The sequence below is a fragment of the Jeongeupia sp. HS-3 genome, from assembly GCF_015140455.1.
GTDB lineage: Bacteria > Pseudomonadota > Gammaproteobacteria > Burkholderiales > Chitinibacteraceae > Jeongeupia.
Genome location: NZ_AP024094.1, coordinates 2002773 through 2027997 on the forward strand (window position 1 = coordinate 2002773; position 25225 = coordinate 2027997).

Genomic DNA, 25225 nt, shown 5'->3' on the forward strand with positions numbered 1-25225 from the left:
CCGGAAAACGGGAATATTTACCGCATTGCAGCCCGAGTAAGCGGAAAATCCTTACACTATGCAGATGCTTTGGCCCACGCCGGCATCAGCCGATTCACCCGATGAATACCGCTGACGCCATGTCGCCGTCCCCCGCCGCAAGGAGCCGTGTAGTGAAGAACTTCAGTTTCCACAACCCCAACCGCATCCACTTCGGCCAGGGACAGATCGCCCAGATCGGCACCGAGATCGCCGCCGGCTCGCGCGTGCTGCTGGTCTATGGCGGCGGCAGCATCAAGCGCAACGGGGTTTACGATCAGGTGATCGCCGCACTGGCCGGGCGCACCGTGGTCGAATTTGCCGGCGTTGGCGCCAATCCGGAGTTCGACACGCTGATGCGCGCGGTCGCGCTGGGTAAAGAAAAGCAAGTCGACTGGGTGCTGGGCGTCGGCGGCGGCTCGGTGCTCGACGGCAGCAAGTTCATCGCCGCCGCACTCGCGCTCGACCCGGCAATCGACCCTTGGCTGATCGTCGGTAACAAGACGCCGCTGCACTCGGCCTTGCCGATCGGCTGTGTGCTGACCTTGCCGGCGACCGGCTCGGAGAGCAACTTCACCGGCGTGATCACCCGCCGCGAAACGCAGGACAAACTCTCGTTCAAGAATCCGGCCGTGTTCCCGCGCTTTTGCGTGATGGACCCGACCGTGATCAGCTCGCTGCCGCCGCGCCAGCTCGGCAACGGTCTGGTCGATGCCTTTGTGCACACCACCGAGCAATACCTGACCTTTCCGCAGGAAGCACGCGTGCAGGACAGGCTGGCCGAGGGCATTCTCTCGACCCTGACCGAGGTCGCGCCGGTGCTGCTCAAGGATCAGGCCGATTACGATGCGCAGGCCAATTTCATGTGGTCGGCCAATCAGGCGATGTTCGGTCTGGTGCCGCTGGGCCAGACGCTAGACTGGGCCACGCACGCGATCGGCCACGAGCTGACCGTGCTGTACGGGCTCGACCATGCGCAAACGCTGGCGGTAACGCTACCCAGCCTGTGGCGCTACACCTTCGACGCCAAGCGCGCCAAGCTGGCGCAGTACGGCCGGCGTGTCTGGAATCTGAACGGCGACGACGAGGCGGTCGCGCACGCGGCGATTGACGCGACCCGCGCTTATTTCGAATCGGTCGGCGTCAAGACCCGGCTCACCGACTACGGCATCGACGCCGAAGCCGCCGCGGCCGGCGTCGAAGCGCAACTGATCCGCCACAAGCGGATCGCACTTGGCGAGCACGCCGACCTGACCCCGGCCGATTGCCGCGCCATCGTTCTTGGCGCGGCCTGAGCCCGGCAACGCCCGCAAGCGGATATTGGAAAGCCATGTACCGTCGGGCTGCGCCCGGCGGACATCCGGCAACTTGTCATCTCGTCGTCATAAACAAAGCTTACAGTCGCGCCCCTAATAGATAGCGGGGGACGGTAATGCGGCGATGGCGGCTTTGGATCACGGCAGCTTTGCTGCTCGCAGGCACGGCGCATGCCGATCTCACGCTTGGCCTGCTGGCCGGCAAGGGAGAAGGCGATGTGGCCGCCGATTGGCAGCCCGTCGCCAGCGACCTCTCCCGCGCGCTTGGCCAGCCGGTGAAGATCATTGCGGTCAAGGACGATGCCGAGCTGCTGCGCCGCTTTGCCAACAAGGAAATCCAGATCGCTCGTGCCAACACCGGCGCGGCGCTCTCGCTGATCGAACAAGGCAATGGTGAAATCTTTGCCCGGCTCGCGCTGACCGGCGGCGTGGCCGAGTATCGCTCCTTGCTGCTGGTTCGCAACGACGGCCCCGCCGATCTGGATGCGCTGCTGCGCGACAAGCAGCGCTGGCGCATCGGTTGCGGCAACGTGACCTCGACCGCCGGCTACGTGATCCCCGCCTATCACGCCTTCGCCAAGCGCAATGTGCTGCTCGAACCGTTTTTCCGTGAAGTGAAAACCGGCAACGCCGAAGACAATTTCCGCGCACTGGCCGAGAAGCGCGTCGACGTGGCGGTGAGCAATAGCGACGATCTGGACAAGCTGCGCGAAACCTATCCGCGCGATTTCAAGACCATGCGCGTGCTGTGGCAATCGCCGTCGTTCTCGTACGACCCGCTGGTGTACCGCAAGGATCTACCGGCGGCGACCCGCGCGACCATCGCCCGGTTCTTCCTCGATTACGGTCGCAAGGGCGCGAACACCGCGCAGGAAAAAACCAAACTTTATTACGCCGACCAGCTCTCGGGTTTCCTGCCGTCGGGCAATCGCCAGCTGCGCGAAGTCACCGACCTGCAGCTTTACTTCGAGCTGTTCAAGCTCACGCTGGCGAAATCGACCGGCGCCGAGCGCGAGGCGCGCGAGAAGCAGCTCTATCGCCGCTATAACCAGCTGGTCGCCGTGCTGGGTGGCCCCAAGTAGCCGGAAGCAAAGGGATTGAGCAGAGAGCACTCGACTTTGACACGGGCCGCAAGGCCCGTTTTTTTGTCGGTAACGTGCATCAATTTGTCCTGAATCACAATCGGTGATTTTTGCACTTGAAATGATGACGGCACTGCCCGCAAGCTAGTCGGTTGATTTAGTGGAGAATTTGATGTCTGACACCGCCAACCGGGCGAACTGGGGTTCCAAAGTGGGCTTCATCCTCGCCGCCTCGGGCTCTGCCGTCGGCCTCGGCGCCATCTGGAAGTTTCCCTATGTCGCCGGCAAGAACGGCGGCGGCGCCTTCCTGATTGCCTACCTTGTCTGCGTGTTCACGATCGGCATCGCCCTGCTGCTGGCCGAAATGGTCATCGGCCGTACCGCGAAGAAATCGGCCACCACCGCCTTCCGTGACCTCAAGGGCGGGCTGTGGCCGTGGGCCGGCCGTCTGTCGGTGCTGTGCATCTTCATCATCCTCTCCTACTACTGCGTCGTCGGCGGCTGGACGATCGCCTACATCTTCCGCTCGATCACCGGCGAAGCGCTGACCAGCGACACCAAGGCGTTGTCCGCCGCCTTCGGCAGCTTCATCGCCAATCCGGGCCAGGCGCTCGGCTATACGGCAGCCTTCCTCGGCATCACCGTCGCCGTGGTCATGGGCGGGGTCGAAAAAGGTATCGAACGGATGAGCAAGGTGCTGATGCCGGCGCTGTTCATCCTGATGCTGGTGCTGATCGCGCGTTCGCTGACGCTGCCGGGTGCATGGGACGGCGTGAAGTACTTCATCACCCCGGACTTCTCCAAGCTGACCGCCAGCATGATCGTCGATGCACTGGGACTGGCGTTCTTCTCGCTCTCGCTTGGCGGCGGCATGATCATCGCCTACGGCTCCTACCTGCCGCAGGACACCAAGCTCGTCGGCGCTACGCTGTGGGTCAGCTCGCTGGCGACGCTCGCCTGCGTGCTCGCCGGGCTGATGGTGCTGCCGGCGGTGTTCGCCTTCCACGTCGATCCGGCCGCAGGCCCGGGGCTGACCTTCATCACCATGCCGGCGATTTTCGCGCAGATGCCGTTCGGCCAGTTCTTCGCGATTGCGTTCTTCTTGCTGCTGCTGTTCGCCGCGCTGACGTCGTCGGTGTCCATCCTCGAGCCCATCGTCTCCTTCCTGATCGACGAGTTCGGCTGGGCCCGCAAGACCTCGACCTTCGCGGTGGCGATTGCCTCGTTCGTGATCGGCATTCCGGCGGCGCTGTCGTTCGGGCCGATGGCCGACGTACAGCTGTTCGGCAAGTCGCCGTTCGACCTGATGGACTACGTTGCCTCGAACATGATGATGCCGGCCGGCGGCCTCTTCGTCGCGCTGTTCGTCGGCTGGGCGATCTGGCCGAAAATCCGCCACGAGCTGACCGCCCAGGGCTCGACCGCGGTGCTGCCGGCATTCCGGCTGATTTGCGCGGTTATCGCGCCTATCGTGATTGGCGTGATCTGGTATCACAACCTCTGATCCCGATCTCCGTCATGCAAAAAGGCCGGCATTGCCGGCCTTTTTGCGTTGATACGCGCTGCAGAAACATCAACCACCGCGAACCCGCCCCAGTCGGCGCGCCAGACGCGCAGCCGCCAAATGGAGCAGCTCAAGCCACGGCGACCCGGTCCCGGCCCTGATCCTTGGCGCGGTACACCAGCTTGTCCACGCGCTGGAGCGCCTCGTCGATCCGCTCGAACGGCTGATACTGGGTGACGCCTATGCTTGCGGTGACGCACCCGACCACTTCAAACGCTTCGTCGCGCAACGATTGCAGCAGCTGCGTTGCCAGTTGCTCGGCGGCGGCGAAATCCGTTTCCGGGCAGACGAGCAGGAACTCCTCGCCGCCCAGACGGCAGAAAATATCGGTCGCTCTGACACGCCGGCGAATCAGTTCGGCAAAGTGCTGCAGCACCTTGTCGCCGATGTCATGGCCGAAGCGGTCGTTGATGCGCTTGAAGTGGTCGAGATCAAGCATCAACAGCGACAAAGGCACGCCACTGCGGTTGACCCGGCCCACTTCGCGCTCGATCACCAGATTGAAATAACGGCGGTTGTAGAGCTGGGTGAGCGGATCGGTAATCGACATGTGCTCCAGCTCGCGCTGCAAGCGCTTCTGCTCGGAAATATCCTCGGCAATACACCACGCCAGCCCCTGCCCGCCCTCCTTGCCCGGCATCAGGAAGCCGTTGATCAGCACCGGCACGCGGCGGCCGTCGCGATGCAGGTACTCCTTCTCGTACGGGCCGTAGCGCTGCTGGCGGTACAGCTCGTTGATCAGCTCGCTATCCTGCGCGGCATATTCGGGTGGTGTGATCATTGCCAGCGTCGTCGCCCGCAGCTCGCCAACGCCGTAACCGAGCAGCTGGCAGAACGCCGTGTTTGCATCGACGAAATGACCGTCACTATGGCGGATCAGCGCCATGCCGACCGGCGACGACTCGAAGAAGGTGCGGAATTTCTCCTCGCTAACCGCCAGCGCATGATGCGCCTCGACCCGATCGCTGATGTCCTCGCTGACACCGATGTAGTGAGTCAGCCGGCCCTGACTGTCGGTGAGCGGCGTCAGCGACAGCGAATTCCAGAACGGCGTACCGTCCTGGCGATAATTGCGCAAACGCACCCGGCCGGTGCGGCGCTCGGCAATCATGTGCCGCAGCGTTTCGATTTCCGGCTGCAGATGATCACCACCCTGCAGAAAGCGGCAATTCTTCCCCAGCACCTGATGACGCGCGTAGCCGGTCATATGCTCAAATGCCGAATTGACGAAGATCAGCGGCATATCCGCTGCACAGGCATCGACGATCAGCACGCCAAGCGAATTGGCCTCGATCACGCTGGCCAGCAGCGCAATCTGGTCGCTGGCTTTTTTCTGCTCGGTAATATCGGAAATAAAGCCGTACCAGATCGTGCTGCCATCGTCCTGACGCTCCGGCGATGATTCGCCGCGCAACCAGCGCACGCCACGCTGCGGCAGATCAACGCGATAGTCACAGCGCCACAGGCTCAGATTCCGTGACGATTCTTCGACCGATTCGATCAGCGCCGGCATGTCCTCCGCAACGATGCGCTCGAGCACGACCTTCGCATCGGCGGCAGCGGCTTCGGGGCTGATGCCGTAAATCGCCTTGATACCGTCACTGGCATACGGAAACACCGCCCGGCCATCGGGGAAGCGCTGAAACTGGTAAATCAGCCCCGGCACCCGCTCGGACAATTTGGACAAAAGCTGATCGCGGCGAATCAGCGCGGCCTCGGCGGCGCGGCGCTCGGTGGTATCGACGCCGATACACAGATAACCGACATGCGCCCCTTGCGCGTCGAGGATACGCGTGACCGTCAACTCGACCTGCCGCAGGATGCCGTCTCGGGTCAGATGAGTCCACATCCGCGCATCCATGCCATTGCGCTCGGCAACCAGCGTCAGCGCTTCAAACCGGCCAACGGCGTGGCCCAGCTCATCGCTCAGCTCGGCGGTTCGCGCGTCGACCTCGTCGTCGACCAGGAAGTGCAGTATCGATGCACTGCCGATGACCTCGTCGGCACGGTAGCCCAGCAGATGCTCGGCGCCGCGATTGAACAGCTCGACCGTGCCCTTCGCATCGGTGGCGATGATCGAGACCCGTGACGCCGCATCCAGCACGTTGCCCAGATAGGCGCGGGTATCCTGCAATTCAAGCAGGGTTCGGCGCTGTTCGGATTGGTCCGAAATCCGGATCAGTACGTCGTCGAACTCGGCGCTGTCACGGGCGACGGGTACGCCGGAGACGGCATAGCTGCGGCCATCGATCACGCGGTCGAGATGGAAGGGTTCGCCACCGGCCAGCAGCGCCGTGATGGCCTCGTCCAGCCCGGCTTGCGCGGCCACCCCGGCAAAAGCGCCCACAGCTTCGCCCTGTTCGACCCGCCAGTCGGCCAGCAAGGCTTCGCCGGCCTGATTGGCCTTGCGCACCGACCAGCGTGCATCGACCAGGAAGAGCGCATCGTCGATCGCGTGGAAGATGCGCCGCAGCCGCTGCTCGCTCTGTGTCAGCGCACGGGCGCGCGACGCCGCCAGCGCTTCGGCATAGCGCTGGCGATTGGCCAGCACGTAAACCAGCAGCGCCAGCAGCGCCGGGATCAGGATGCCCGGCCCCCAGAGGCTGGCGGCATCGATCCAGTCGCCCTTTTTGACAAAGCCGTTCGCGGCATTCACCCGCAGCGTCAGCGCCCGATCGCCGATCAGCACGGGCTGAAAATAGGTGGACAGACCGGTCTGATCGACCTTGCCACTGGCGATGATGGTCTTCCCGCCCTCATCCTCCAGCGCCAATACAAAACCGTGCTCCTCGCCCAAACGGGTGAGCAACTCCTGCACCAGCTTGAGCCGGTAAGTACCCCAGACAAAACCCAGCGCTTGATCGTTGCCGGGACGAAAGACCGGAATTGCCATCGCAAAGCCCTGCTCGCCGATGTAATCACCGCGCAACGGCATCGTTGCCGACGTTGCCGGGCCGCGCCGCTGCAGTGCCCGCCGCAACACCGGGCCGCGCGTGGGATCGGCGGTCAGATCGGTGCCGACAAAACCGCCCCGCGATCCGCCCGGCTCGGCATAGCGAACCCGCATCCGTGATTCGCCCAGCGCCGGTTCAAGCCGAACCCACGCCATGCCGCCGAAGGTGCCAAGATAGGGTTCGACGAAAAGGCCGAATTCGCTCGCCGACACCGACGTTGACAAGGCCATGAATCGGGATACGGCGCGCAGCGCGCCCAGATCCTGAGCCACGCTGCGTGCCAGCTGCCCGGTCACGCTTTGCGCCTCGGCCCGGAAGCGTACTTCCAGCGCACGCTGCTCGGTTCGCACCAATAGCTGCGACACCAGCCAGGACAGCGCCAAGCCCATCATCAGTACGATCAGTGCCAGTGCAAGCGGCCGCGAAACATGGCGCTGGGCGGCGGACAATCGACTCACTTCGTCGCTCCGGGAATATTACGTTTAATAAATATACCACCGTCCAAGGCGCTTGCTGCCTGCTCCCGCCCCGCCTGAGGCAAGCGCGAGTAGGCCGCATCACTTGGAAATCGGCCACGAGGCAGGGCACAATCCTTCCGGTGAACACTGAAACTTTTTCAATCTCGCCGCTGGGCTATCTGGCAACACCCTTTGCCGACAAATTCGGCATCCCGCGTCAGCCGCGCCTCGCGCCGCACGCAATCGGCACGCTGCGTTTATTGCCGCCTTATGATCGTAGCGAAGCCGTACGCGAGCTGGGTTCTTTTTCTCACGCCTGGCTGACATTCATCTTTCACCAAACCAAAGGGAAATGGCAACCCACCGTGCGGCCGCCTCGTCTGGGCGGCAACACGCGTGTCGGTGTCTTCGCCAGCCGCAGCCCGTTCCGCCCCAATGCGCTCGGCCTTTCGCTGGTCGAGCTTGCCGGTATCGATACCCACGATGGTGTAACACTGCGTTTTCGCGGTGTTGACCTTGTCGACGGCACGCCCATCGTCGACATCAAGCCCTACCTGCCCTATGCCGAAAGTGTGCCCGATGCGGCCGGCGGCTTTGCCGACGCCTCGCCGCCATCGCTGGCCGTGCGCTACGAAGAACGCGCGATCGCCCAACTGTCCGTCGCCCTGCGGCAGCACCCGCAACTGGCCAGGCTGATCGACGAAGTGCTGGCCCAAGACCCGCGCCCAGCCTACGCCGATGATCCCGCCCGCAGTTACGGCGTGCGGCTTTATTGTTATGACGTGAAATTTCGCGTCGCCGAGGGCTTTGCCCACGTCGACGCCATCGACCTTGTTGGATAAACCATGATGCGATTTCCCCGTTCCCTCGCCGCAGTCTTGCTGCCGCTGACCTTGCTCGCGGCCTGCACCACCACTCCGCCAGCGCCCCCTGCCGCACCGGCTCCGAAAGTACGCGTCGGTCTGGCGCTCGGCGGCGGCGCCGCCAAGGGCTTTGCGCATATCGGCGTGATCAAGATGCTCGAAGCCAACGGCATCCATGTCGATACCGTCGCCGGCACCAGCGCCGGCAGCGTCGTCGGCGGACTGTACGCCAGCGGCATGGACGCGTTCGCGCTGCAGGAGAAATCCTTCGGTCTGGACGAAGCACAAATCCGTGATGTCAGCCTGCTGCGGGGCGGCATCATCAAGGGCCAGAAGCTGCAGGACTTCGTCAATCAGCTGGTCGGCAACCGGCCTATCGACAAATTCACCAAACCGTTCGGCGCCGTGGCGACCGAGCTCGATACCGGCAAGCGCACCGTCTTCGTGCGCGGCAACGCCGGCCAGGCGATCCGCGCATCGAGCAGCATTCCCGGCGTGTTCGAGCCGGCGCTGATATCCGGCAAGCGTTATGTCGACGGCGGCATCGTCAGTCCGGTGCCGGTCGACGCGGCGCGCGAGCTCGGCGCCGACCTGGTGATCGCGGTCGATATCTCGGCCAAGGCCGGTGGCAAGGCGCCGAGCGGACTGATCGGCACCGTCAATCAGGCGGTGGTGATCATGGGCCAGAAGCTCGGCGAACAGGAGCTGGCGCGCGCCGAAATCGTGATCCGCCCCAAGGTCGGCAAGATCGGTCCGACCGATTTCGACCAGAAGAACCAGGCGATTCTGGAAGGCGAAAAGGCCGCACTGGCGGCGATTCCGCACATCAAGCAGAAGATCGCCGAGAAGCAGCAGGCGATGATCGCCGCACGGGCGGCCGCCAAATGAGTGAAGCTCTGATCCGCCTCGACGCCACCGAGCGCGCCGAACTGGCCATCAAGCTGCGCGACTACTGCGACCGGGAGATCGGCGTTGAGATCGGCAATTTCGACGCCGAATTCATGCTTGATTTCATGATTAGCCGGCTGGGCGTGCTTTGCTACAACCAGGGCTTGCTGGATGCGCAGGCAGCGATCGCCAAGCGTGTCGATACGCTGACCGAGGCCATCGGCGAGCTGGAAAAAAGCCCGCCACGGCGCTGAGCCGCCCCGCCGGCATTGTTCCACCTATGGAACAGTCAATCGCCTTCGTGGTGGATTATCTTTCATTGTCGCCTGGTTCATCATGAGTCCATCGCAATCGACCGGAGCATCCGCCATGAGCAGTACTTCCTCCCGCCGTATCGGCCGCATCGTTCGCGGCATGGCCACCTCCGACGGCGGTGGCGTCAAGCTCAACCGCGTGATCGGCGGCCACGATCTGCCGATGCTCGATCCCTTCCTGCTGCTCGACGAATTCCGCTCCGACATTCCCGGCGATTACCTCGCCGGCTTTCCGGAACATCCGCACCGCGGCTTCGAGACGGTGACCTATATGCTCGCCGGCCATATGCAGCACGGCGACAACAAGGGCAACACCGGCGATCTCGGCCCCGGCAGCGTGCAATGGATGACCGCCGGCCGCGGCATCGTCCACTCGGAAATGCCGCAACAGGAAGACGGCCTGATGTGGGGCTTCCAGTTGTGGGTGAACCTGCCGGCCAAGGACAAAATGACCGCGCCGCGCTACCAGGAATTCGCCGCCAGCGAGATCCCGCAGGTCGCGCTGGCGGGCGGCGGCTCGGTCAAGGTGATTGCCGGAACGTTCGACGGCGTGAGCGGCCCGGTCAGCGGCGTCGCAACGCAGCCGAGCTATTACGACGTGCTGCTGCCAGCGGGTGCGACGCTGAGCCTGAACCTGCCGGCGGAACATCACGCCTTCATCTACGTCTACCAGAATGTGCTGAGCGTCGTCGACGGCCCGCAGGAGCGGCCAGTGCAGCGTGGCGAACTGGCGGCGCTGACGCAGGGTGAGGCCATCGCCGTCGGCGCACGGGGCGAAGAAGTCCGCTTCATCGTCGTTGCCGGCCAACCGCTGAACGAACCGGTCGCCCGCTATGGCCCCTTCGTGATGAATACCGCCGAAGAAGTACAGCAGGCATTTGTCGATTACCAGCAAGGCCTATTCTAAAACGCCAACCTCATTCGGCGGCTGCGCCTTTGCGGCTTGTGGTCGGGCGGTGCTCGGAATCCTCATGGACCTCATGTCCATTGCGGTTCCTGTGCTCCGTCCTTCCGCACTCCGCTGCGGCTCGCTCGCCGACTGAGGCTGGCGATCGATGTGATACCCCAACGCCAAGGAGCCAGTGATGAGCAGCACCGAACACGAAGTTTCGATCTCGACCGACTGCCCGCCACCGCCTTTCGTGCAGCGTTTCGCCGCGCATCTGGCCACGCTGGGCGAAAACATGCAGATTCGCCGCGCGCTGCCGAACCGCGAGCGCCGCATGGTCGGTGCGTGGTGCTTTCTGGATCATTTCGGCCCGGTCGATATCCGCGCTGGCCGCGGCATGCGCGTTGGCCCGCATCCGCATATCGGCCTGCAAACGTTCTCGTGGCTGCTTGAAGGCGAGGTTTATCACCGCGACAGCCTCGGTTTCGAGCAGTTGATCCGCTCCGGCGCCGTCAACCTGATGACCGCCGGCCACGGCATCGCCCACTCGGAAGAATCGCCGCCGAACCACAGCGCCATCATGCACGGCGCGCAGCTGTGGATCGCGCTGCCCGACGACGAGTTCGAGCGTCCTCCGTGGTTTGAGCACTACGCCGAGCTGCCGGTATTCAACGAGGACGGCATCACCGTTACCGTACTGGCCGGCGATTTCATGGGCCGCATTTCGCCGGCCAAGGTATACACGCCGCTGCTGGGGCTAGACCTCAACGCCGGTAGCGCGGCATCGAGCACGCTGCCGCTGCGGCGCGATTTCGAACACGCGGTGATCGTGCTCGACGGCGAAGCCCGCCTGAACGGCGAAACGCTGGTGCCGGGCGAGTGCCTGTACTTCGGCTGTGGCCACGATGCGCTGGCAGTCGAAACCGACGCCGCCGCGCGCATCCTCTTGATCGGCGGCGAGCCGTTCAAGTCCGAGCGCATCCTGTACTGGAACTTCGTCGGCCGCAACGGCGCCGACATCCGCGAAGCCACGAGCGAATGGAACGCCGGCGATGCGCGTTTCGGCGAAGTCCACGGTTACGATGGCGATCGCCTTCCCGCACCGGACGTGCCGAAACTGAGGGGTGAATGATGGCTTACGACACGGTGAGCGCAAGGCTTTCGGGCGAGGCCTACCGCGTTGCCCTCAGCGATGGCCGCCATGACTGGGCCGGCGACGTGGGCCGCGAATCCGGCGGCGCGGATGCCGGCCCCGATCCGCATGCGCAATTGCTGGCGGCGCTGGGTAGCTGCACCGCGATCACGGTGAAAATGTACGCGGCGCGCAAGGGCTGGCCACTCGACGACGTGCGCGTGGCGCTCGCCTACGCCGCCGATCATCGCGATGGCGACAGCAAGATCAGCCGGCAGGTCGAACTCGTCGGCGCGCTCGACGCAGCGCAACGCGCGCGTCTGCTCGACGTCGCCAACGCCTGCCCGCTTCACAAGCTGCTGACCGGTTCGATCGCCGTCGCCACCACCCTCACGGAGAACACATGACCGTCCGACTGCTCGCCTTTTCCGCCAGCACCCGCATCGCCTCGTTCAACCGCAAGCTGATCGCCATCGGCGCGCAGGCCGCGCGTGACGCCGGCGCCGAGGTCACGCTGATCGATCTGCTCGACTACGATTTGCCGCTGTATAACGGCGATCTGGAAGCCCGCGACGGCCTTCCCGACGCCGCCGCGCGGCTGCAGCAGCAATTCGCCGCGCATCACGGCCTGCTGCTATCTACCCCTGAATACAACGGCATGTTTCCGCCGCTATTGAAGAACACGCTCGACTGGGTCAGCCGCGCCGACGCCAGCGGCCAATCGGGGCTGCGCTTTCTCGAAGGCAAGGTCGCCGGGCTGCTGTCGGCTTCGCCGGGCGGGCTTGGTGGGTTGCGCTCGCTGATCGTCAGCCGCCAGTACCTGAGCAACCTGGGTTTTCTGGTGATTCCGCAGCAGCAGGCGATCAGTGCGGCGCATCAGGCCTTTGACGAAGGCGGTGCGCTGCACGAGCTGCGTTCACAGGCCGGCGTCGAGAAAGTGGCGCACGCGCTGGTCAAGTTGGCGCAACAGACGCAGGATTAAAGCCCCCACCTCCGCCGGGATCAGGCTTTCACCTGTATCGTCGCCCCCGGGCCGGAGCTGACCACGGGGTTGAGCGCGCCGACGGCCTTCGTCACCGGATTCGACGCCGGATCGGCGGAAGCTTGCGCCGGCGCATGCTTGTCGCTGCGCTTGAGGCGCGCTTCCAGCAATTGCTGCAACTGCTGATGAAGCATTTCCAGCTGCGCCTGCAGCAGCGCCTGCACCTGCTCTTTTTCCTTCGGCCCCAGACTGTCGTCGTGGACCAGATTGCGGATCTGCTCCAGCGTGTCCTTGATCCGCTCCTGAACCCGTTCGATCTGCTGATTGATATTGCCGCCGCCGGCCGAAGTTGCCGTGCTTGCGGGCAGGCTGGTGCTGATGGTGCTGCTCATGGTCATCCCCTAGTCATCGCATCTAGATCGGCAAAGCGGCGTAAATCTTGAATTCGCCCCCGCTCCCGGCTCGCCAAAACAGGGCAAATCCGCTACAGTCCAAAGACACAGAACAATCGTTCTAGCTACCAATGGATCTCTCCCAGCTTCCGCCCGCCCTGCGCACCCGGCTGCTCAAACTCGGCATTTCGCGCCCTTTCGATCTGGTTCTGCATCTGCCGATGCGGTACGAGGACGAAACCCAGCTCTATCCGATTGCCGAAGCGCCGATCGGCAGCCCCGCCCTGGTCGAGGGTGAAGTCACCGGCTGCGAAACCACGTTTCGCCCCAATAAGCAGCTCGTCGCCCGCGTGCGCGACGGCAGCGGCACGCTGGTGGTGCGGCTGATCCACTTCTATCCGAACCAGGCCCAGCAACTCGCCGTCGGCAAGCGGGTGCGGCTGTACGGTGAAATCCGCCACGGCTTCTGGGGCGACGAAATGGTTCACCCCAAGGTCAAGAACGTCGGTGGCGATACCGGACTGAACGATGCGCTGACGCCGATCTACCCGACCACGGCGAGCCTGTCGCAAGCGCAACTGGCCAAGCTGATCGCCAAGGCGATGAAGGATGAAGCACTCACCGACACGCTGCCGGCTGCCCTGCGCCACGACTTTGCCTTTCCCGATTTCGCCGACAGCGTGCGTTTTCTGCACAACCCGCCGCCCGACGTCGCCCGCATCCAGCTGACCGAACGCATCCACCCGACATGGCGGCGGATCAAGTTCGACGAATTGCTGGCGCAGCAACTGTCGCTGCGCATGGCGCGCGCGGTGCGGCGCGAACGCACCGCGCCGGTGATCGCCCCGCCGGGCCGGCTCGCCGCGCAACTCGTCGCCAGCCTGCCGTTCGGGCTGACCCGCGCGCAAAACCGCGTGCTGCTCGATATTTCAAAAGACCTTGGCCAGCGCCACCCGATGCAGCGGCTGCTGCAGGGCGACGTCGGCGCCGGCAAGACCATCGTCGCCGCGATCGCCGCCTGCCACGCGATCGAAGCGGGTTATCAGGTGGCAATGCTGGCGCCGACCGAAATCCTCGCCGAGCAGCATTTCCGCAAGTTCGTGCAATGGCTGGAACCGCTCGGCGTCAAGGTTGCGTGGCTCACCGGCAGCCTCAAGGCCAAGGCCAAACGCGATGCACTGGAAGACGCGGCGCTCGGCACCGCGTCTCTGGTCGTCGGCACCCATGCGATTTTTCAGGCCAGCGTCGAATTCAAGAACCTCGGCCTGGCCATCGTCGACGAGCAGCACCGCTTCGGCGTCGCCCAGCGGCTGGCCTTGCGCGAAAAAGGCGGCAGCCCGCACCAGTTGATGATGTCGGCGACGCCGATTCCGCGCACGCTGGCGATGAGTTTTTACGCCGACCTCGACGTCAGCGTGATCGATGAGCTGCCGCCGGGGCGTACGCCCATCGTCACCAAGCTGGTGTCCGATGCGCGCCGCGATGAAATCATCGAGCGTATCGCCAGCAAGGTCGTCGAGGGCCGGCAGGTGTACTGGGTCTGCCCGCTGATCGAGGAATCCGATGCGCTGCAATTGCAAACGGCCGTCGATACCCACGCGCAACTGACTGAAGAGCTGGAAGGCATCAAGGTCGGGCTTGTGCACGGCAAGATGAAACCTGCCGAAAAAGCGGCGGTGATGGATGCGTTCAAGAACAACGAGATTCAGGTGCTGGTCGCGACCACGGTGATCGAGGTCGGCGTCGACGTGCCGAATGCCAGCCTGATGGTGATCGAACACGCCGAACGGATGGGCCTGGCGCAGCTGCACCAGCTGCGCGGCCGCGTCGGCCGGGGCGCGCACGCCAGCCTGTGCATCCTGCTCTACACCGGCCCGCTCGGCGACACCGCCAAGGCGCGGCTCAAGGTGATCTTTGAATCCACCGACGGCTTCGAAATCGCGAGGCAGGACATGCAGATCCGTGGCCCCGGCGAGCTGGCCGGCGTGCGCCAGTCCGGCGTGCCGATGCTTCGCTTTGCCGATCTGGAAAAGGACGCCGACCTGCTCGACGCGGCGCGCGAAGCCGCCGAGAACATCCTCGCCACCGAGCCGCAGATCGCGATCACCCACCTCGACCGCTGGCTGCCGGGGCGCGAAGCGCTGCTCCGCGTCTGATGGACTAGCACGATGGGGCTGCTCGATTGATCAGGCGCAATCTCTGGCGCATCGCCGGCCTCATCGCCCTGCTGCTCGGCGTGATCGGCGCAGTGCTGCCGCTGTTGCCGACGACGCCGTTTGTATTGCTCGCCGCCTTCTGCTTCGCCCGTGGCGAACCGGTCTGGCACGCCTGGCTGCTGCGGCACAAGGTTTTCGGGCCGCTGATTCTGGAGTGGGAGGCACGCGGCGCGGTGCCGCGCCGGGCCAAGTGGATCGCAACGATCATGATGGCGGCAAGTCTGGCGATCAGCGCGCTGCTGATCCGCAGCTACGTGGTCTGGTTTGCCGGAATCTCGATGGCGCTGGTGCTGGTCTGGCTGTGGCGACGGCCAGAATAGGCCGCACCAACGGTTCAAGCTAGTGCTATGGCCTGCCTAATGCGCCCCCGCTCAGTAGCGCCAAGCAATGACTTGGTCATTCTCGAAGTCAACCAGCAGCTTGCGGCTCTTCACCATCCAGTAACGGGTCAGTCGTTTTTTACCGAAGTAATCAAGCGGGTCGACTTGGTAGCCTTGGGCATCGCCACCGAGCAACACCTCCACCTCGGCCACGCTCATGCCGACGGCCAGCTTGCCGTTGTTCGGCACATACGCAGGCTGCGCTGCCGTGGCCGAGTGGCACGGCAATCGATCCGGCTGCCATTGGCCATTGATCCTCACCAGCATGGTCTGATCGATGGGGCGATCATCGCCGCATGACCAAGTAATCCGGGCGCGCTCGGCGTCCAGCCAATCGACCCGCTGCGGTACCGACGTCGTACCTTCACGGCAAACGCCAACCCGTTCGCTCAGCTCCACCCGCTCGGGCGTCTTCCCCTTCTGCCCTCGAGGCAGCAGTGCATCGACATAAAGCTCTTTGCCGCAGCCCTGTTCGCTCAGTCCACTGAACACAAAACGGCGATCCGGCGAGACGCTCCCCGGCAGCGCGCCTTGCGCCGAATAGGTCTGACCACCGTTGTGATCGATCAGTATCGTCCACGTCCACTCGTAGCCAGTGCCCTGAACCACATGAAAACCGGAGCGTGCATCGTAGCCGGCGTAACGAAAGGCTTCATAACCTTCGCCATCGACCGGCTTGTCCTTGTAGGTCTGCACGCCGCCCCCCCAATGTATCGTCAGCGTTTTTCCCTTGCGGCTGAAGTTGCGATTGCCGACTTTTTTCAGGCAGGCTTCGATATCATCGGTCGCCGGAGCGGCCAGCGCCTCGATCGCCAGCGGCACCGGGCAATGCGCTGGATTCGGCTGGGGCACCGCCGCGCACGCCAGCATCGGCGCCAGAAAAATCGGCCCCACCCACACGCAATGACTCATTGAACTTGGCCCAGCAAGGCCGGCTGGCCGAACTCGACCAGCTTGGCATTCGATCGCTGAAAATAGCTCGTCCAGAACTGCCGTAGCGCCGCCATAGTTTTCGGATCACGGTAGACGCCGCGCGACTGCCCCGCCTCCGACACTAGGCCAGCCCCCTGCACGTAGACACGTGCGCCACCAAAGTCGGCGATCAGGTCATTCTTTACCGCGTTGTCCAGCTCTTGCACCGGATCGATCTTGCGCACCGCCTGCTTGCTGTAAAAGCTGCTGACGGTTGAGTTTTCCAGCATGTCCGAACTGATCAGCACCACCTTCTCGCTGGCGGCCGTCTGTTTGACCTGGCGTGAGATGTTTTTCAGGCTGGCCAGCACATCCGACTTGGCCAGATTGCTGCTCGTGCCGTCGAGCGACTGCTTAAGCGCACCGCCAACCAGCTTGAACGCCAATTGCTGTTGCTGCTTGAGGCAAGCGTCAAACTGCTGCAGCACCGGTTTGCCGATGTCATTGCGCGCCGCCGATGGCAACGGCGCTTCCAGCCGCCCCGTGGTCAGCACATCCAGGTACTGGCCTTGCGAAAATGCCGAGAATCGCACCACGGTAAAGGCATTGCCGGCATGTATGAAAGGCTTGGCCTGATCGGCCAACGATTGTTTCAGCGCGCCGTCGAGCGGCGTGGTCTGGTCAACCAGCACGAAAAGCGCGGTCTGCGTCTTGGGTGGCGCCGCGTCGAGCTTGGCGCGCGCGTAGCAGCTGGGAATCGCATCAAGCTGGCCGGCGTGAGCCGCACCGGTCAGCAGGGCAAGGCAAATCGACAACGCTTTCATTATCACTCCTGCAAAGCCTTGAATTTCGCCAGGCGATCGGCTTTCTTGCGCTCAGCTTCATCGCCCTTGCGCGCCAGTTCGCTCTGCAGCAGGGCATCGGCGACGTCATCCGGCAAGGTCGCGACAAAGGCTAGCCTCGTCTCATCGCGGTCCAGCGCGCGGTAGTGCGCGCTAGCCGCATCCAGGTCATTCAATGAGGGAGCAGAATTCACTGCCGCCTTGGCTGCCATCGGCGCCGAAGGTGCTGCCGCCGGCGTAATTGCCTGCCGTTCGATTCCTGCATGCACTTGGGTCATGTTGCGGTCGTGCTGCCTGTCACCGACACGCTCTTCGCGCTTGTAGGCGAGATACTGACGGAATGTACCTTTGGTTTTGCTTTGCGCGGTTGTGCCCTGCGTCACGCCATTGCGCTGGCGACGCTGTTGCAAGGTATCGAGCACAGCCTGGGCGATGTCGGCGATCTCATCGTAGAACGCGCGCGCCTCGCTGTAGCGCTCGAAGCGCCGGGTCGAGCGCCAAGCCTCGCGGCTTTTCTCGGCGGCAAAGCCGTATTTGAAGCCGAGCAGGACGCCGAAAATCTGCAGGAACACGAAAATAAACGCCAGCACGATAAACGTGCCCCAGCCGCCGCGGCGATCAGCTGACACCGCCTGATCACGGCCGAGCTTTTCCGCGTCGGCGTTCGATTTGGCATCGGCGTCCGGAACGACCAAGTCCTTGTTCATATCGAAGGTATCGCCAGACGCCATCGGCGTGGCGCTCGTCTGCATGGTGTTTTGCAGAGTCGTTTTTTCCAGCACCTGGCCGCGCACATACGTAGCACCGACCGCGATCAGCACGACCAACACCGCCGTCACTGCCGTCACGACATAGGTCGCACGCCGCGATGCAAAGCGGTTCATCTGCTGCACGTAGGCCGGCAAACCATCGTCACGCGACTGATTCTGATCGAGGGTGATTTTCTCGCTCACCAGATTGGGCTTGGGATCGCGCGCATCCTCATCCCAGTCGCGGCGCGCGCTGTTGATCTTGCCCGACACGTAGAGCTCGTGCCCGGCCCAGTGCGTAAACGCCACCAGCAGTACCGAGATCAGAAAGGCGATACCGTAAGCGCCGTATTGCTGGACGTTTTCGCTGGCGCCCGGAATCGTGAAACCGGCAAGCACATAGCTGAAACCCATGGCTTCGATAAAAACCATTACCGATACCAGCAACCACATCCAGCCCGGCATGTCCTTGCGTGACGACTCACCGGCCTTGCGCAGATAGGTTTTACGCTCGTTGAAGTCGTGTTCGTCTTGAACCTGCATAAAGCGAAGGTAATCCTCGCACAGCACACGCTCAGGCTTGGCAAAGCCGGTCACCTCATCGATCCGGCTGGTGTCGCGCGACAAGCCGGCGAGCTTGCCGATTAGCGGAAAGCGGTACCAGGTGTTATGCGCCCACCACTTGACCTTGTTCCACAGCGCCACCACGATCACCAGCGCCAGCATCACCGATACTAGGCTCCACGCCGCGATCGGATACATTGCAAACAACTCTTTCATGCCTGCTTCCTTATTAATTCAGGATTTTCGGTTGAATACTGGCCACATAGGGCCGGCCTTGATTGGCGTACGCCAGCAAGCCGCTTTTGGCCACCTTGCCGCCGGTGCCGGGGAACAGCAGATCGACACAGGTAATGCCTCCCTTGCCCTGGGTAAACACGCGGTAAAGCACACCGTTTTTACCCTTGTAGGTGTTCACCTGCGGGCGCAAATCGACGCTGGGTTTGGGGTTTCGGTTTTTGCCCGGGTCGTAGTCGGCGTACACCTTGAACTCCGGTTGGCTATCTACGCGCGCATCAGCGCGCAACACGCTGACCTTGTTCAGTACGATGGTATGGCCATTGACTTTGTCGACCCAAGTCGTGTTGTACAGCCCAGGCATATGATCAGAAACTTGGTAAGCCTTGCCGTCGGAGAGTGAGCGGACCGAGCCAGCCTGACGGGGGCGGTCCTGACTACAGCTACCAACCAACGGGCTGTCGGCCGCATAGGCTTTACCGATCAGGCTAAAGCCGGGGTCATCCTGAGCCACCGGGCCCAAGGCCAGCGCTTGGTTCGCCCGTGTCATCGGCTGACCGCCGAAATCAATGCTCGCCGTAGTCGTGGATTTGGGCTGCACATCGGGTTTCACGACCGACGCAGCATGGATGGCCGGATCGCTTTGCTTCACGCCGCTCACGGGCTTGCCGGAACGTCCGGAGGGTGTGTTGACTTTGGCCGTTTGGGGGGCCGCGGCACCCTTGCCTATCTCCCGCGATCCGCCGGCGGCATCGTCGCTGGTCTGTGCAGTCCGGTAGTACTGGTACTTGGGTTGTCGCGCTTCGAGGTAGCGCTTGAAACCGTCCTCACCGCCGAGCATATCGACAATTTCGACGCGCCGATTGTGCGCTCTCCCCGCCGCATCGCCATTGCCCGCGATCGGCAGCGTTTCACCCGCGCCCTGGTAATAGAGATGATCCGTCGGCACTCCGTTGTCCCGGAGCACCCGGGCAACTGCGCGGGCACGGCGTTCCGATAGGTCAGCGTTGAGACTGCTAGCCCCCGTATCGTCGGTGTGGCCGATCAGCAGAATTTTGCGAGCCTGCATCGACGCCAGATAGTCCTTGCGCTTCACCTCTGGTAGCGCCCGCGCTTCCAGCTGTGGGTTGTACTGCTTGGCAATCTGCGCGAAGTACGACTTCGCCCGTGGCGTCAGTTGGTCCGAACCGCTGATGAACTGTTCGTTGTCGCCCAAGGCATCGCGCACATTGACCGACATGCCGACAATGGCGCGCTCATCCGCCGGCGCTTGGCCCTGATCCAGCGTCTCGCCGCTGGCGTCAATCGGCGCGTATTGGAGATCAAGCTGGTTGGCCTTGGCAATCTTTGCCAGTTCGCAGCGCCGGTTATCCATCGAATGGCCGATCACGCCACCGATCAGCAGCCCGATCGCCGCACCTCCGAACATGGCGCCGGTCTTGCCATCGCCGATGGCCTTGCCCAGTAGAGCGCCACCAACCACCCCGAGGGCCATCCCGATATTGCGGGCATTGTTCGAACAAGGATCATCCGACCAGAACGCTTCTTTCAAGGCACTACCCGGCCCGGGCGAACCATCGGGCATGGTCGTACACCCGGTCAGTGCTACACACAACGCAGCAGCAATTACTTTTTTAGCCATCCAGCGCGAACCATCCTTTCAAAAGAAAGAATAATTTACACGGCAACAAATAAATCCTCAAAAACACTTACTTAAATCAAATGAAAAACAACAACATTAATAACTGCAATCCAATTAAAAGCTTACTTTAAATGACATTAAAGCATAACAACCAAGTCATTGCCTCGGCGAGACCCTCAATGCGGCCAGAACGCGAGAATGATCGGTAACACAATCGACGTCAGCACACCGTTCAACCCCATCGCCAGCCCCGAGAACGCGCCGGTGGTGGTCGAGAGCTGAAAGCCGCGCGCGGTGCCGACGCCGTGAGCGGCGACGCCGAGCGCCAGGCCCTGCTCGATTTCGCCGGTGACCTTGAGCCAGCGCATCAGCGGTACGACGATGATGGCGCCGAGGATGCCGGTGATGATGACGAGGTTGGCCGTCAGCGGCGCGAGGCCACCGAGCTTGTCAGCCAGCGCCATCGCGATCGGCGTGGTCACCGACTTGGGCGCAAACGACACCTGCACCGGCCACGACAGGCCGAATAGCCGCCCCAGCAGCAGCGCCGACACGATGCCGGTCACGCCACCGACCAGCAGCGATACCGCCAGCGGCACCAGCAAGGAGCGCACGCGTTGCAGGTTGTCGTACAGCGGCACCGCCAGCGCCACCGTGGCCGGGCCGAGCAGCAGGTGGAAGAAGCGTGCGCCGCTGAAGTAATCCGGGTATGGAATGCGGGCGGCGAGCAGCACAACGATGATCAGCGCAATCGCCACCAGCACCGGGTGCAAAAGCGGTTGGTGGCCGCTGCGGCGATACAGCTTTTCGGCCAGCAGATACGCCAGACCGGTGACCAGCAGCCACAACAGCGGCGCGGTCTTGAGCGAGGCAAAGGCGGCATCAAACTGCATCGGATTTCCCTTCCCGGCGCGACATCACCTTGGCGCGCAGCTTGCGGCGGCGGCGATTGAGCATCGCCCGCATCGTCAGCGCCGTAGCCGCCATGGTGATCACCAGCGAGAGCACCAGCACCGGCAGCATTGCCAGCCCCTGATCGCGCAGCACCGGCCCCAAGGTCATCAGGCCGACGCCGGCCGGCACGAACAGCAGACCCAGATAGCCGAGCATGCCCTGCGCCACCTGCGCCAGACGTGGATCGACACCACGATGCCAGACACTCCATACCGCCAGCAGCAACATGCCGAGCACCGGGCCCGGCAACGGCAGATGCAGCAAGGTCGACGCGGCCTCGCCGATCAGCTGGAACAGCACCAGCACGCAGAATCCGTACAGCATCATTGCCACTCCATTCATTCCAGCAACCGATCGTAGCAGGCGAGCGAGCCAAAGCAGGTCGCGTTCGACCGAAGCGTAGACACCGGAGTGGCCGTGTGGGCCATGAGGACGACCCTTAGGTAGCCCCCTTGCGGGGTGTCGGAGCATCGTACGGACGCGAGATGCGCAGGCGCAGCCGCCTGATGCGGTTGGTTACAAGCTGACCAGTTGCACCTGACCAAGACTGCGGCCGAGGAACCGTTCGCCGATGGTCTGGAACTTCACCGGCACGTCGGTCACATAGTAACGATAGTCGGGTCGTTCGCGGTTCGGGTTGGCCAGCCCCTGCTCGGCCAGCAAGGTCGCGGCCTGCTCGGCGATCGATAGCGCCGAATCAACCAGCTGCATCCGGCTGCCGGTGACGTCGAGCAGCATCGGCTTGAGCAGCGGGTAATGGGTACAGCCGAGCACCAGGGTGTCGATGCTTTCGACGAACACCGGCCGCAGGTATTCCTGCGCCACGAGCCGCGTCACCGGATGATCGATCCAGCCCTCTTCGACCAGCGGCACGAACAGCGGACACGCCTGCGAATAGACGCGGTAGCCGGGCTCCAGCGTGTGGATGGCGCGAGCATAGGCATTGGAGTTGATCGTCGTCGGCGTACCGATGACGCCGATGCCGCCCGATTTGGTCCGCAGCGCAGCTTCACGCGCGCCGGCTTCGATGACGTCGAGCACCGGCACCGGCGACGCCTCGCGCACCTTGTCGGCGGCGACGGCGGCCATGGTATTGCAGGCGATGATCAGCATCTTGACGTTCTGCTCGCGCAGGAAGTCGGCGATCTGCTGGGTGAAGTGCTCGATGGTGGCGACCGACTTCACGCCATAAGGCACGCGGGCGGTATCACCGAAATAGATGATGTTCTCGAAAGGCAGCCGGTCCATCAGCGCGCGGACCACGGTCAGCCCGCCGACCCCGGAATCGAACACGCCGATGGCGTGCGATGGAAGCGCGTTCTGCATATTTGTTCCCCGAAAGCGGGCATTCTACGCCGGCGGGAAGCGGCTCGACAGCGGAACAAGAACCAAAACCGGCAGGCCTTGGCGCAGGGGATACACCGATCACGCCGTTGGCGATCACATAGCCAGCCAAGGCCAAGGAAGGATGTGTTGCCATACCGGCGCGCCTTTCCGGCAACGGCGAGCTTCATTGTTCGCACAGCGGCCCGGCCCGCCATGTGCACCGATCAGCGTCAGAGCACCCGGCGCGGGAAACGCTTGCGTACCGTCTGCGCAAACTTGAGCGCATGGGCGTTGTCACCGTGGATGCACACCGAATCTGCGGCCAGCGGCAACCAGCCACCACCCTGCGCATACACGCCGCCATTGCGCCACAGGCTTTCGACCTGGGCGATGGCCGCGATATCGTCGAGTACCGCGCCCGCCTCGGTACGCGGCAGCAGGCTGCCGTCTTCAAGATAGGCGCGATCGGCGAAGGCCTCGCGGATCACCGTCAATCCCACCGCCTCGCCCGCCTTGACCAGCTCGCTGCCGGCCAGGCCCATCAGCGCCAGCGACGGGTCGATTTCGTAAATGGATTGCGCCAGCAGCGCCGCAAGCGCGGGGTTGTGCGCGACATCGTGATACAGCGCCCCGTGCGGCTTCACGTAACTGACCGACACGCCGGCCTCGATGCACACGGCCTTCAGCGCCCACAGCTGCGCGGTCAGGCTGGCGACGAGTTTGGGTTCGGGCATAGGCAGCGAAATCCGTCCGAAATGTTCACGATCCGGATAGCTCGGGTGCGCGCCGATACGCACGCCGTGCGCACGCGCCAGCACCACCGTGGCACGCATCGAATCGACGTCGCCGGCATGGCCACCGCAGGCGATATTGGCTTCGTCGATCAGCGGCATCAGCGCCGCATCGAATTCGAAGCCTTCGCCCAGATCGGCATTGAGTTCGAGGTATTTCATGTTGTCCCCCACCAGCTCAGCGCACGGCGTATCCGCACCAGCCAGTGTTGTTGAGCATCCAGCGCGGCCAGTGCCGCGGCGGTATCGACTTCGGCAAAACGCAGCGTGTCGCCGGGCTTGAATTGCCCGGCCCGCCACAGATCGGCCCGAATCACCACCAGCGCCCGCAAATAACCACCGGTCGTTTGTGCGTCGGCGAGCAGCACGATCGGTTGGCCCGACTCGGGCAGTTGCACGCAGCCGGGCATCACGGCGTGCGAATCGAGCGACGGCGCAGCACCGATCTCCACCACGCTGCCGGCCAGCCGCATTCCCATCCGATTGCTCGCCGGGCTGACTTGCCACGGCGTCGCCAGCAACTGGCGCTGCGCCGCGTGGTCGAGCAACGGCCAGTCCGGCCCCGGCAGTACGCGCAAATGCTCGCCACGCTCGAGCTGCGCCACCGCGACCCCCGGTGCACGCGGTTCGGCAGGCAGGCAGTCGAGCGTATCGCCACTGCGCAGCGCCCGCCCAAAAAAACCGCCCATGCCGGCCAGCAGACCGGTCGAACGACTGCCCAGAACCGGCGCCACCGCAATACCGCCGGCCAGCGCCAGATAGGCGCGTGCACCGCGTTCGGCGTAGGCAAAACGCAGTACCGCACCCGCGCCCGCCGCATAGCGATGCGCCGGGCTCAGCAGCACGCCGTCGAGCGTCACGTTCATGGCGGCGCCGGTGTAGACGAAGGTCGTGGCGTCGTCGAAACGCAACTTCAGACCACCGAGCGTCACCTCCAGCGCCGCGGCCCCCTCGTCGTTGCCGGCGACGAGATTGGCCAAGCGCAGCGACAGCGCATCGCAGCCACCGCCGCGCGGCACGCCGAACGCGGCGTAACCGTCGCGCCCCAGATCCTGCACCGTCGTCAACGGCCCGGGCTTGAGGATGGTCAGCGTCATCGACGGCCCCGCGGTACAAACACAACACTATCGCCGGGGGCGAGCAAGCCTGGCGTTTCGCGGTAGGGATCGAACAGCAGCGCGTCGGTCTGGCCGATCAGCTGCCAGCCCCCCGGCGACGCCAACGGGTACACCGCCGTTTGCGCCCCGCCAATCGCCACCGCGCCAGCAGGCACCGACAAGCGCGGCGTTGCACGACGCGGGCAGGCCAGCGCCGGATCGAGCCCGCCCAAATAGGCAAAACCGGGCAGAAAACCGAGGCAGTAAACCACGTAGTCGCCGCCAGCATGCCGGTCAATCACCTCATCGCAGCTCAAACCGGCCTGCTCGGCCACGTGAGCCAGATCGGGCCCGTCCTCGCCGCCATAGACGACCGGGATCTCGACCCGCTTGCCGGGCTCGCTCTCGACGCCGTCACTGGCCAGCCACGCGGCCTCGAGCGCGGATTCAATCCGCGCCGCACTCACCACCAGCGGGTCGAAAAAACCGCTGAGATTCCCCATACCGAGCACCCATTCAACCGACGGTTCGCGCGCATGCAGGATATGCCACGCTGCCCAGAGACGCCGCTGCATCGCCAGGCTCGTGCCGACGCTGAGCACCAGCGCGGCTTCGCCGAAGGACTGGATCATGACGGAAGAATTCGGGGGATGCATGGGCGAGGAC

The 25225-nt window shown here is 63.7% G+C and carries 24 protein-coding genes; 12 read left to right on the forward strand and 12 right to left on the reverse strand.

Annotated features, from left to right (window positions below; translation table 11 throughout):
* Positions 1-152: 152 nt before the first annotated feature.
* From JLC71_RS09515 to JLC71_RS09525, 3 genes are all read left to right on the forward strand, one after another.
* Positions 153-1313, forward strand: coding sequence for an iron-containing alcohol dehydrogenase (locus JLC71_RS09515; protein WP_200915195.1), 1161 nt, complete (start codon positions 153-155; stop codon positions 1311-1313).
* Between the two features lie 170 nt (positions 1314-1483).
* The gene (phnD, locus tag JLC71_RS09520; RefSeq protein WP_200915196.1) at positions 1484-2416 is read left to right on the forward strand and encodes a phosphate/phosphite/phosphonate ABC transporter substrate-binding protein; all 933 of its coding nucleotides are present in this window, start codon (positions 1484-1486) and stop codon (positions 2414-2416) included.
* 172 nt (positions 2417-2588) lie between these two features.
* On the forward strand, positions 2589-3920 hold the full coding sequence (locus JLC71_RS09525; RefSeq protein WP_200915197.1) for a sodium-dependent transporter: 1332 nt from the start codon (positions 2589-2591) through the stop codon (positions 3918-3920).
* Positions 3921-4050: 130 nt separating this feature from the next.
* On the opposite strand, the gene JLC71_RS09530 is transcribed toward JLC71_RS09525, so the two are convergent.
* Positions 4051-7392 carry a PAS domain S-box protein gene (locus JLC71_RS09530; RefSeq protein ID WP_200915198.1) on the reverse strand — a complete coding sequence of 1114 codons (3342 nt, stop codon included), beginning with the start codon at positions 7390-7392 and terminating at the stop codon, positions 4051-4053.
* A gap of 140 nt (positions 7393-7532) precedes the next feature.
* On the opposite strand from JLC71_RS09530, the gene tsaA reads away from it, so the two are divergent.
* From tsaA to JLC71_RS09565, 7 genes are all read left to right on the forward strand, one after another.
* The gene (gene tsaA / locus JLC71_RS09535) at positions 7533-8234 is read left to right on the forward strand and encodes a tRNA (N6-threonylcarbamoyladenosine(37)-N6)-methyltransferase TrmO (protein WP_200915199.1); all 702 of its coding nucleotides are present in this window, start codon (positions 7533-7535) and stop codon (positions 8232-8234) included.
* 6 nt (positions 8235-8240) lie between these two features.
* Complete coding sequence (locus JLC71_RS09540) at positions 8241-9143, forward strand: patatin-like phospholipase family protein (RefSeq protein ID WP_200918325.1); 903 nt, start codon at positions 8241-8243, stop codon at positions 9141-9143.
* Positions 9140-9397: a DUF2164 domain-containing protein gene (locus JLC71_RS09545; RefSeq protein WP_200915200.1), complete on the forward strand. Its 258-nt coding sequence runs from the start codon at positions 9140-9142 to the stop codon at positions 9395-9397. Before JLC71_RS09540 ends, JLC71_RS09545 begins: the two co-directional genes overlap by 4 nt.
* Before the next feature lie 115 nt (positions 9398-9512).
* On the forward strand, positions 9513-10364 hold the full coding sequence (locus JLC71_RS09550; RefSeq protein WP_200915201.1) for a pirin family protein: 852 nt from the start codon (positions 9513-9515) through the stop codon (positions 10362-10364).
* 178 nt (positions 10365-10542) lie between these two features.
* Positions 10543-11478, forward strand: coding sequence for a pirin family protein (locus JLC71_RS09555; protein WP_200915202.1), 936 nt, complete (start codon positions 10543-10545; stop codon positions 11476-11478).
* Positions 11475-11885, forward strand: a complete 411-nt coding sequence (locus JLC71_RS09560) for an OsmC family protein (RefSeq protein ID WP_200915203.1) — start codon at positions 11475-11477, stop codon at positions 11883-11885. Before JLC71_RS09555 ends, JLC71_RS09560 begins: the two co-directional genes overlap by 4 nt.
* Positions 11882-12460, forward strand: a complete 579-nt coding sequence (locus JLC71_RS09565) for an NADPH-dependent FMN reductase (protein ID WP_200915204.1) — start codon at positions 11882-11884, stop codon at positions 12458-12460. The genes JLC71_RS09560 and JLC71_RS09565 overlap by 4 nt, the downstream gene beginning before the upstream one ends.
* Before the next feature lie 20 nt (positions 12461-12480).
* Here the strand turns inward: JLC71_RS09565 and JLC71_RS09570 are convergent, their stop codons facing one another.
* Positions 12481-12852, reverse strand: coding sequence for a FlxA-like family protein (locus tag JLC71_RS09570; protein ID WP_200915205.1), 372 nt, complete (start codon positions 12850-12852; stop codon positions 12481-12483).
* Between the two features lie 131 nt (positions 12853-12983).
* Here JLC71_RS09570 and recG point away from each other — a divergent pair, with 131 nt between their 5' ends.
* Complete coding sequence (gene recG, locus JLC71_RS09575) at positions 12984-15008, forward strand: ATP-dependent DNA helicase RecG (protein ID WP_200915206.1); 2025 nt, start codon at positions 12984-12986, stop codon at positions 15006-15008.
* A gap of 29 nt (positions 15009-15037) precedes the next feature.
* Positions 15038-15388 carry a YbaN family protein gene (locus JLC71_RS09580; protein ID WP_236251035.1) on the forward strand — a complete coding sequence of 117 codons (351 nt, stop codon included), beginning with the start codon at positions 15038-15040 and terminating at the stop codon, positions 15386-15388.
* Positions 15389-15439: 51 nt separating this feature from the next.
* Here the strand turns inward: JLC71_RS09580 and JLC71_RS09585 are convergent, their stop codons facing one another.
* From JLC71_RS09585 to pxpB, 10 genes are all read right to left on the reverse strand, one after another.
* Positions 15440-16348 (reverse strand): hypothetical protein, encoded by a 909-nt coding sequence (locus JLC71_RS09585; protein ID WP_200915208.1) that lies wholly within the window; start codon positions 16346-16348, stop codon positions 15440-15442.
* An 8-nt stretch (positions 16349-16356) separates the two neighbouring features.
* Positions 16357-17184 (reverse strand): hypothetical protein, encoded by an 828-nt coding sequence (locus tag JLC71_RS09590; protein WP_200915209.1) that lies wholly within the window; start codon positions 17182-17184, stop codon positions 16357-16359.
* 2 nt (positions 17185-17186) lie between these two features.
* Positions 17187-18731 (reverse strand): hypothetical protein, encoded by a 1545-nt coding sequence (locus JLC71_RS09595; RefSeq protein ID WP_200915210.1) that lies wholly within the window; start codon positions 18729-18731, stop codon positions 17187-17189.
* A gap of 13 nt (positions 18732-18744) precedes the next feature.
* Positions 18745-20334 carry an OmpA family protein gene (locus JLC71_RS09600; RefSeq protein ID WP_200915211.1) on the reverse strand — a complete coding sequence of 530 codons (1590 nt, stop codon included), beginning with the start codon at positions 20332-20334 and terminating at the stop codon, positions 18745-18747.
* Between the two features lie 233 nt (positions 20335-20567).
* Positions 20568-21284, reverse strand: a complete 717-nt coding sequence (locus JLC71_RS09605; protein ID WP_200915212.1) for an LrgB family protein — start codon at positions 21282-21284, stop codon at positions 20568-20570.
* Positions 21274-21672 (reverse strand): CidA/LrgA family protein, encoded by a 399-nt coding sequence (locus JLC71_RS09610; protein ID WP_200915213.1) that lies wholly within the window; start codon positions 21670-21672, stop codon positions 21274-21276. The genes JLC71_RS09605 and JLC71_RS09610 overlap by 11 nt, the downstream gene beginning before the upstream one ends.
* A 189-nt stretch (positions 21673-21861) precedes the next feature.
* Entirely contained in the window at positions 21862-22671 is an 810-nt protein-coding gene (gene murI / locus JLC71_RS09615) for a glutamate racemase (RefSeq protein ID WP_200915214.1), read from the reverse strand.
* Positions 22672-22901: 230 nt separating this feature from the next.
* Complete coding sequence (locus tag JLC71_RS09620) at positions 22902-23624, reverse strand: 5-oxoprolinase subunit PxpA (protein WP_200915215.1); 723 nt, start codon at positions 23622-23624, stop codon at positions 22902-22904.
* Entirely contained in the window at positions 23621-24559 is a 939-nt protein-coding gene (locus JLC71_RS09625; RefSeq protein WP_200915216.1) for a 5-oxoprolinase subunit C family protein, read from the reverse strand. The genes JLC71_RS09620 and JLC71_RS09625 overlap by 4 nt, the downstream gene beginning before the upstream one ends.
* Complete coding sequence (gene pxpB, locus JLC71_RS09630; protein ID WP_255517228.1) at positions 24556-25191, reverse strand: 5-oxoprolinase subunit PxpB; 636 nt, start codon at positions 25189-25191, stop codon at positions 24556-24558. The genes JLC71_RS09625 and pxpB overlap by 4 nt, the downstream gene beginning before the upstream one ends.
* Positions 25192-25225: the final 34 nt, after the last annotated feature.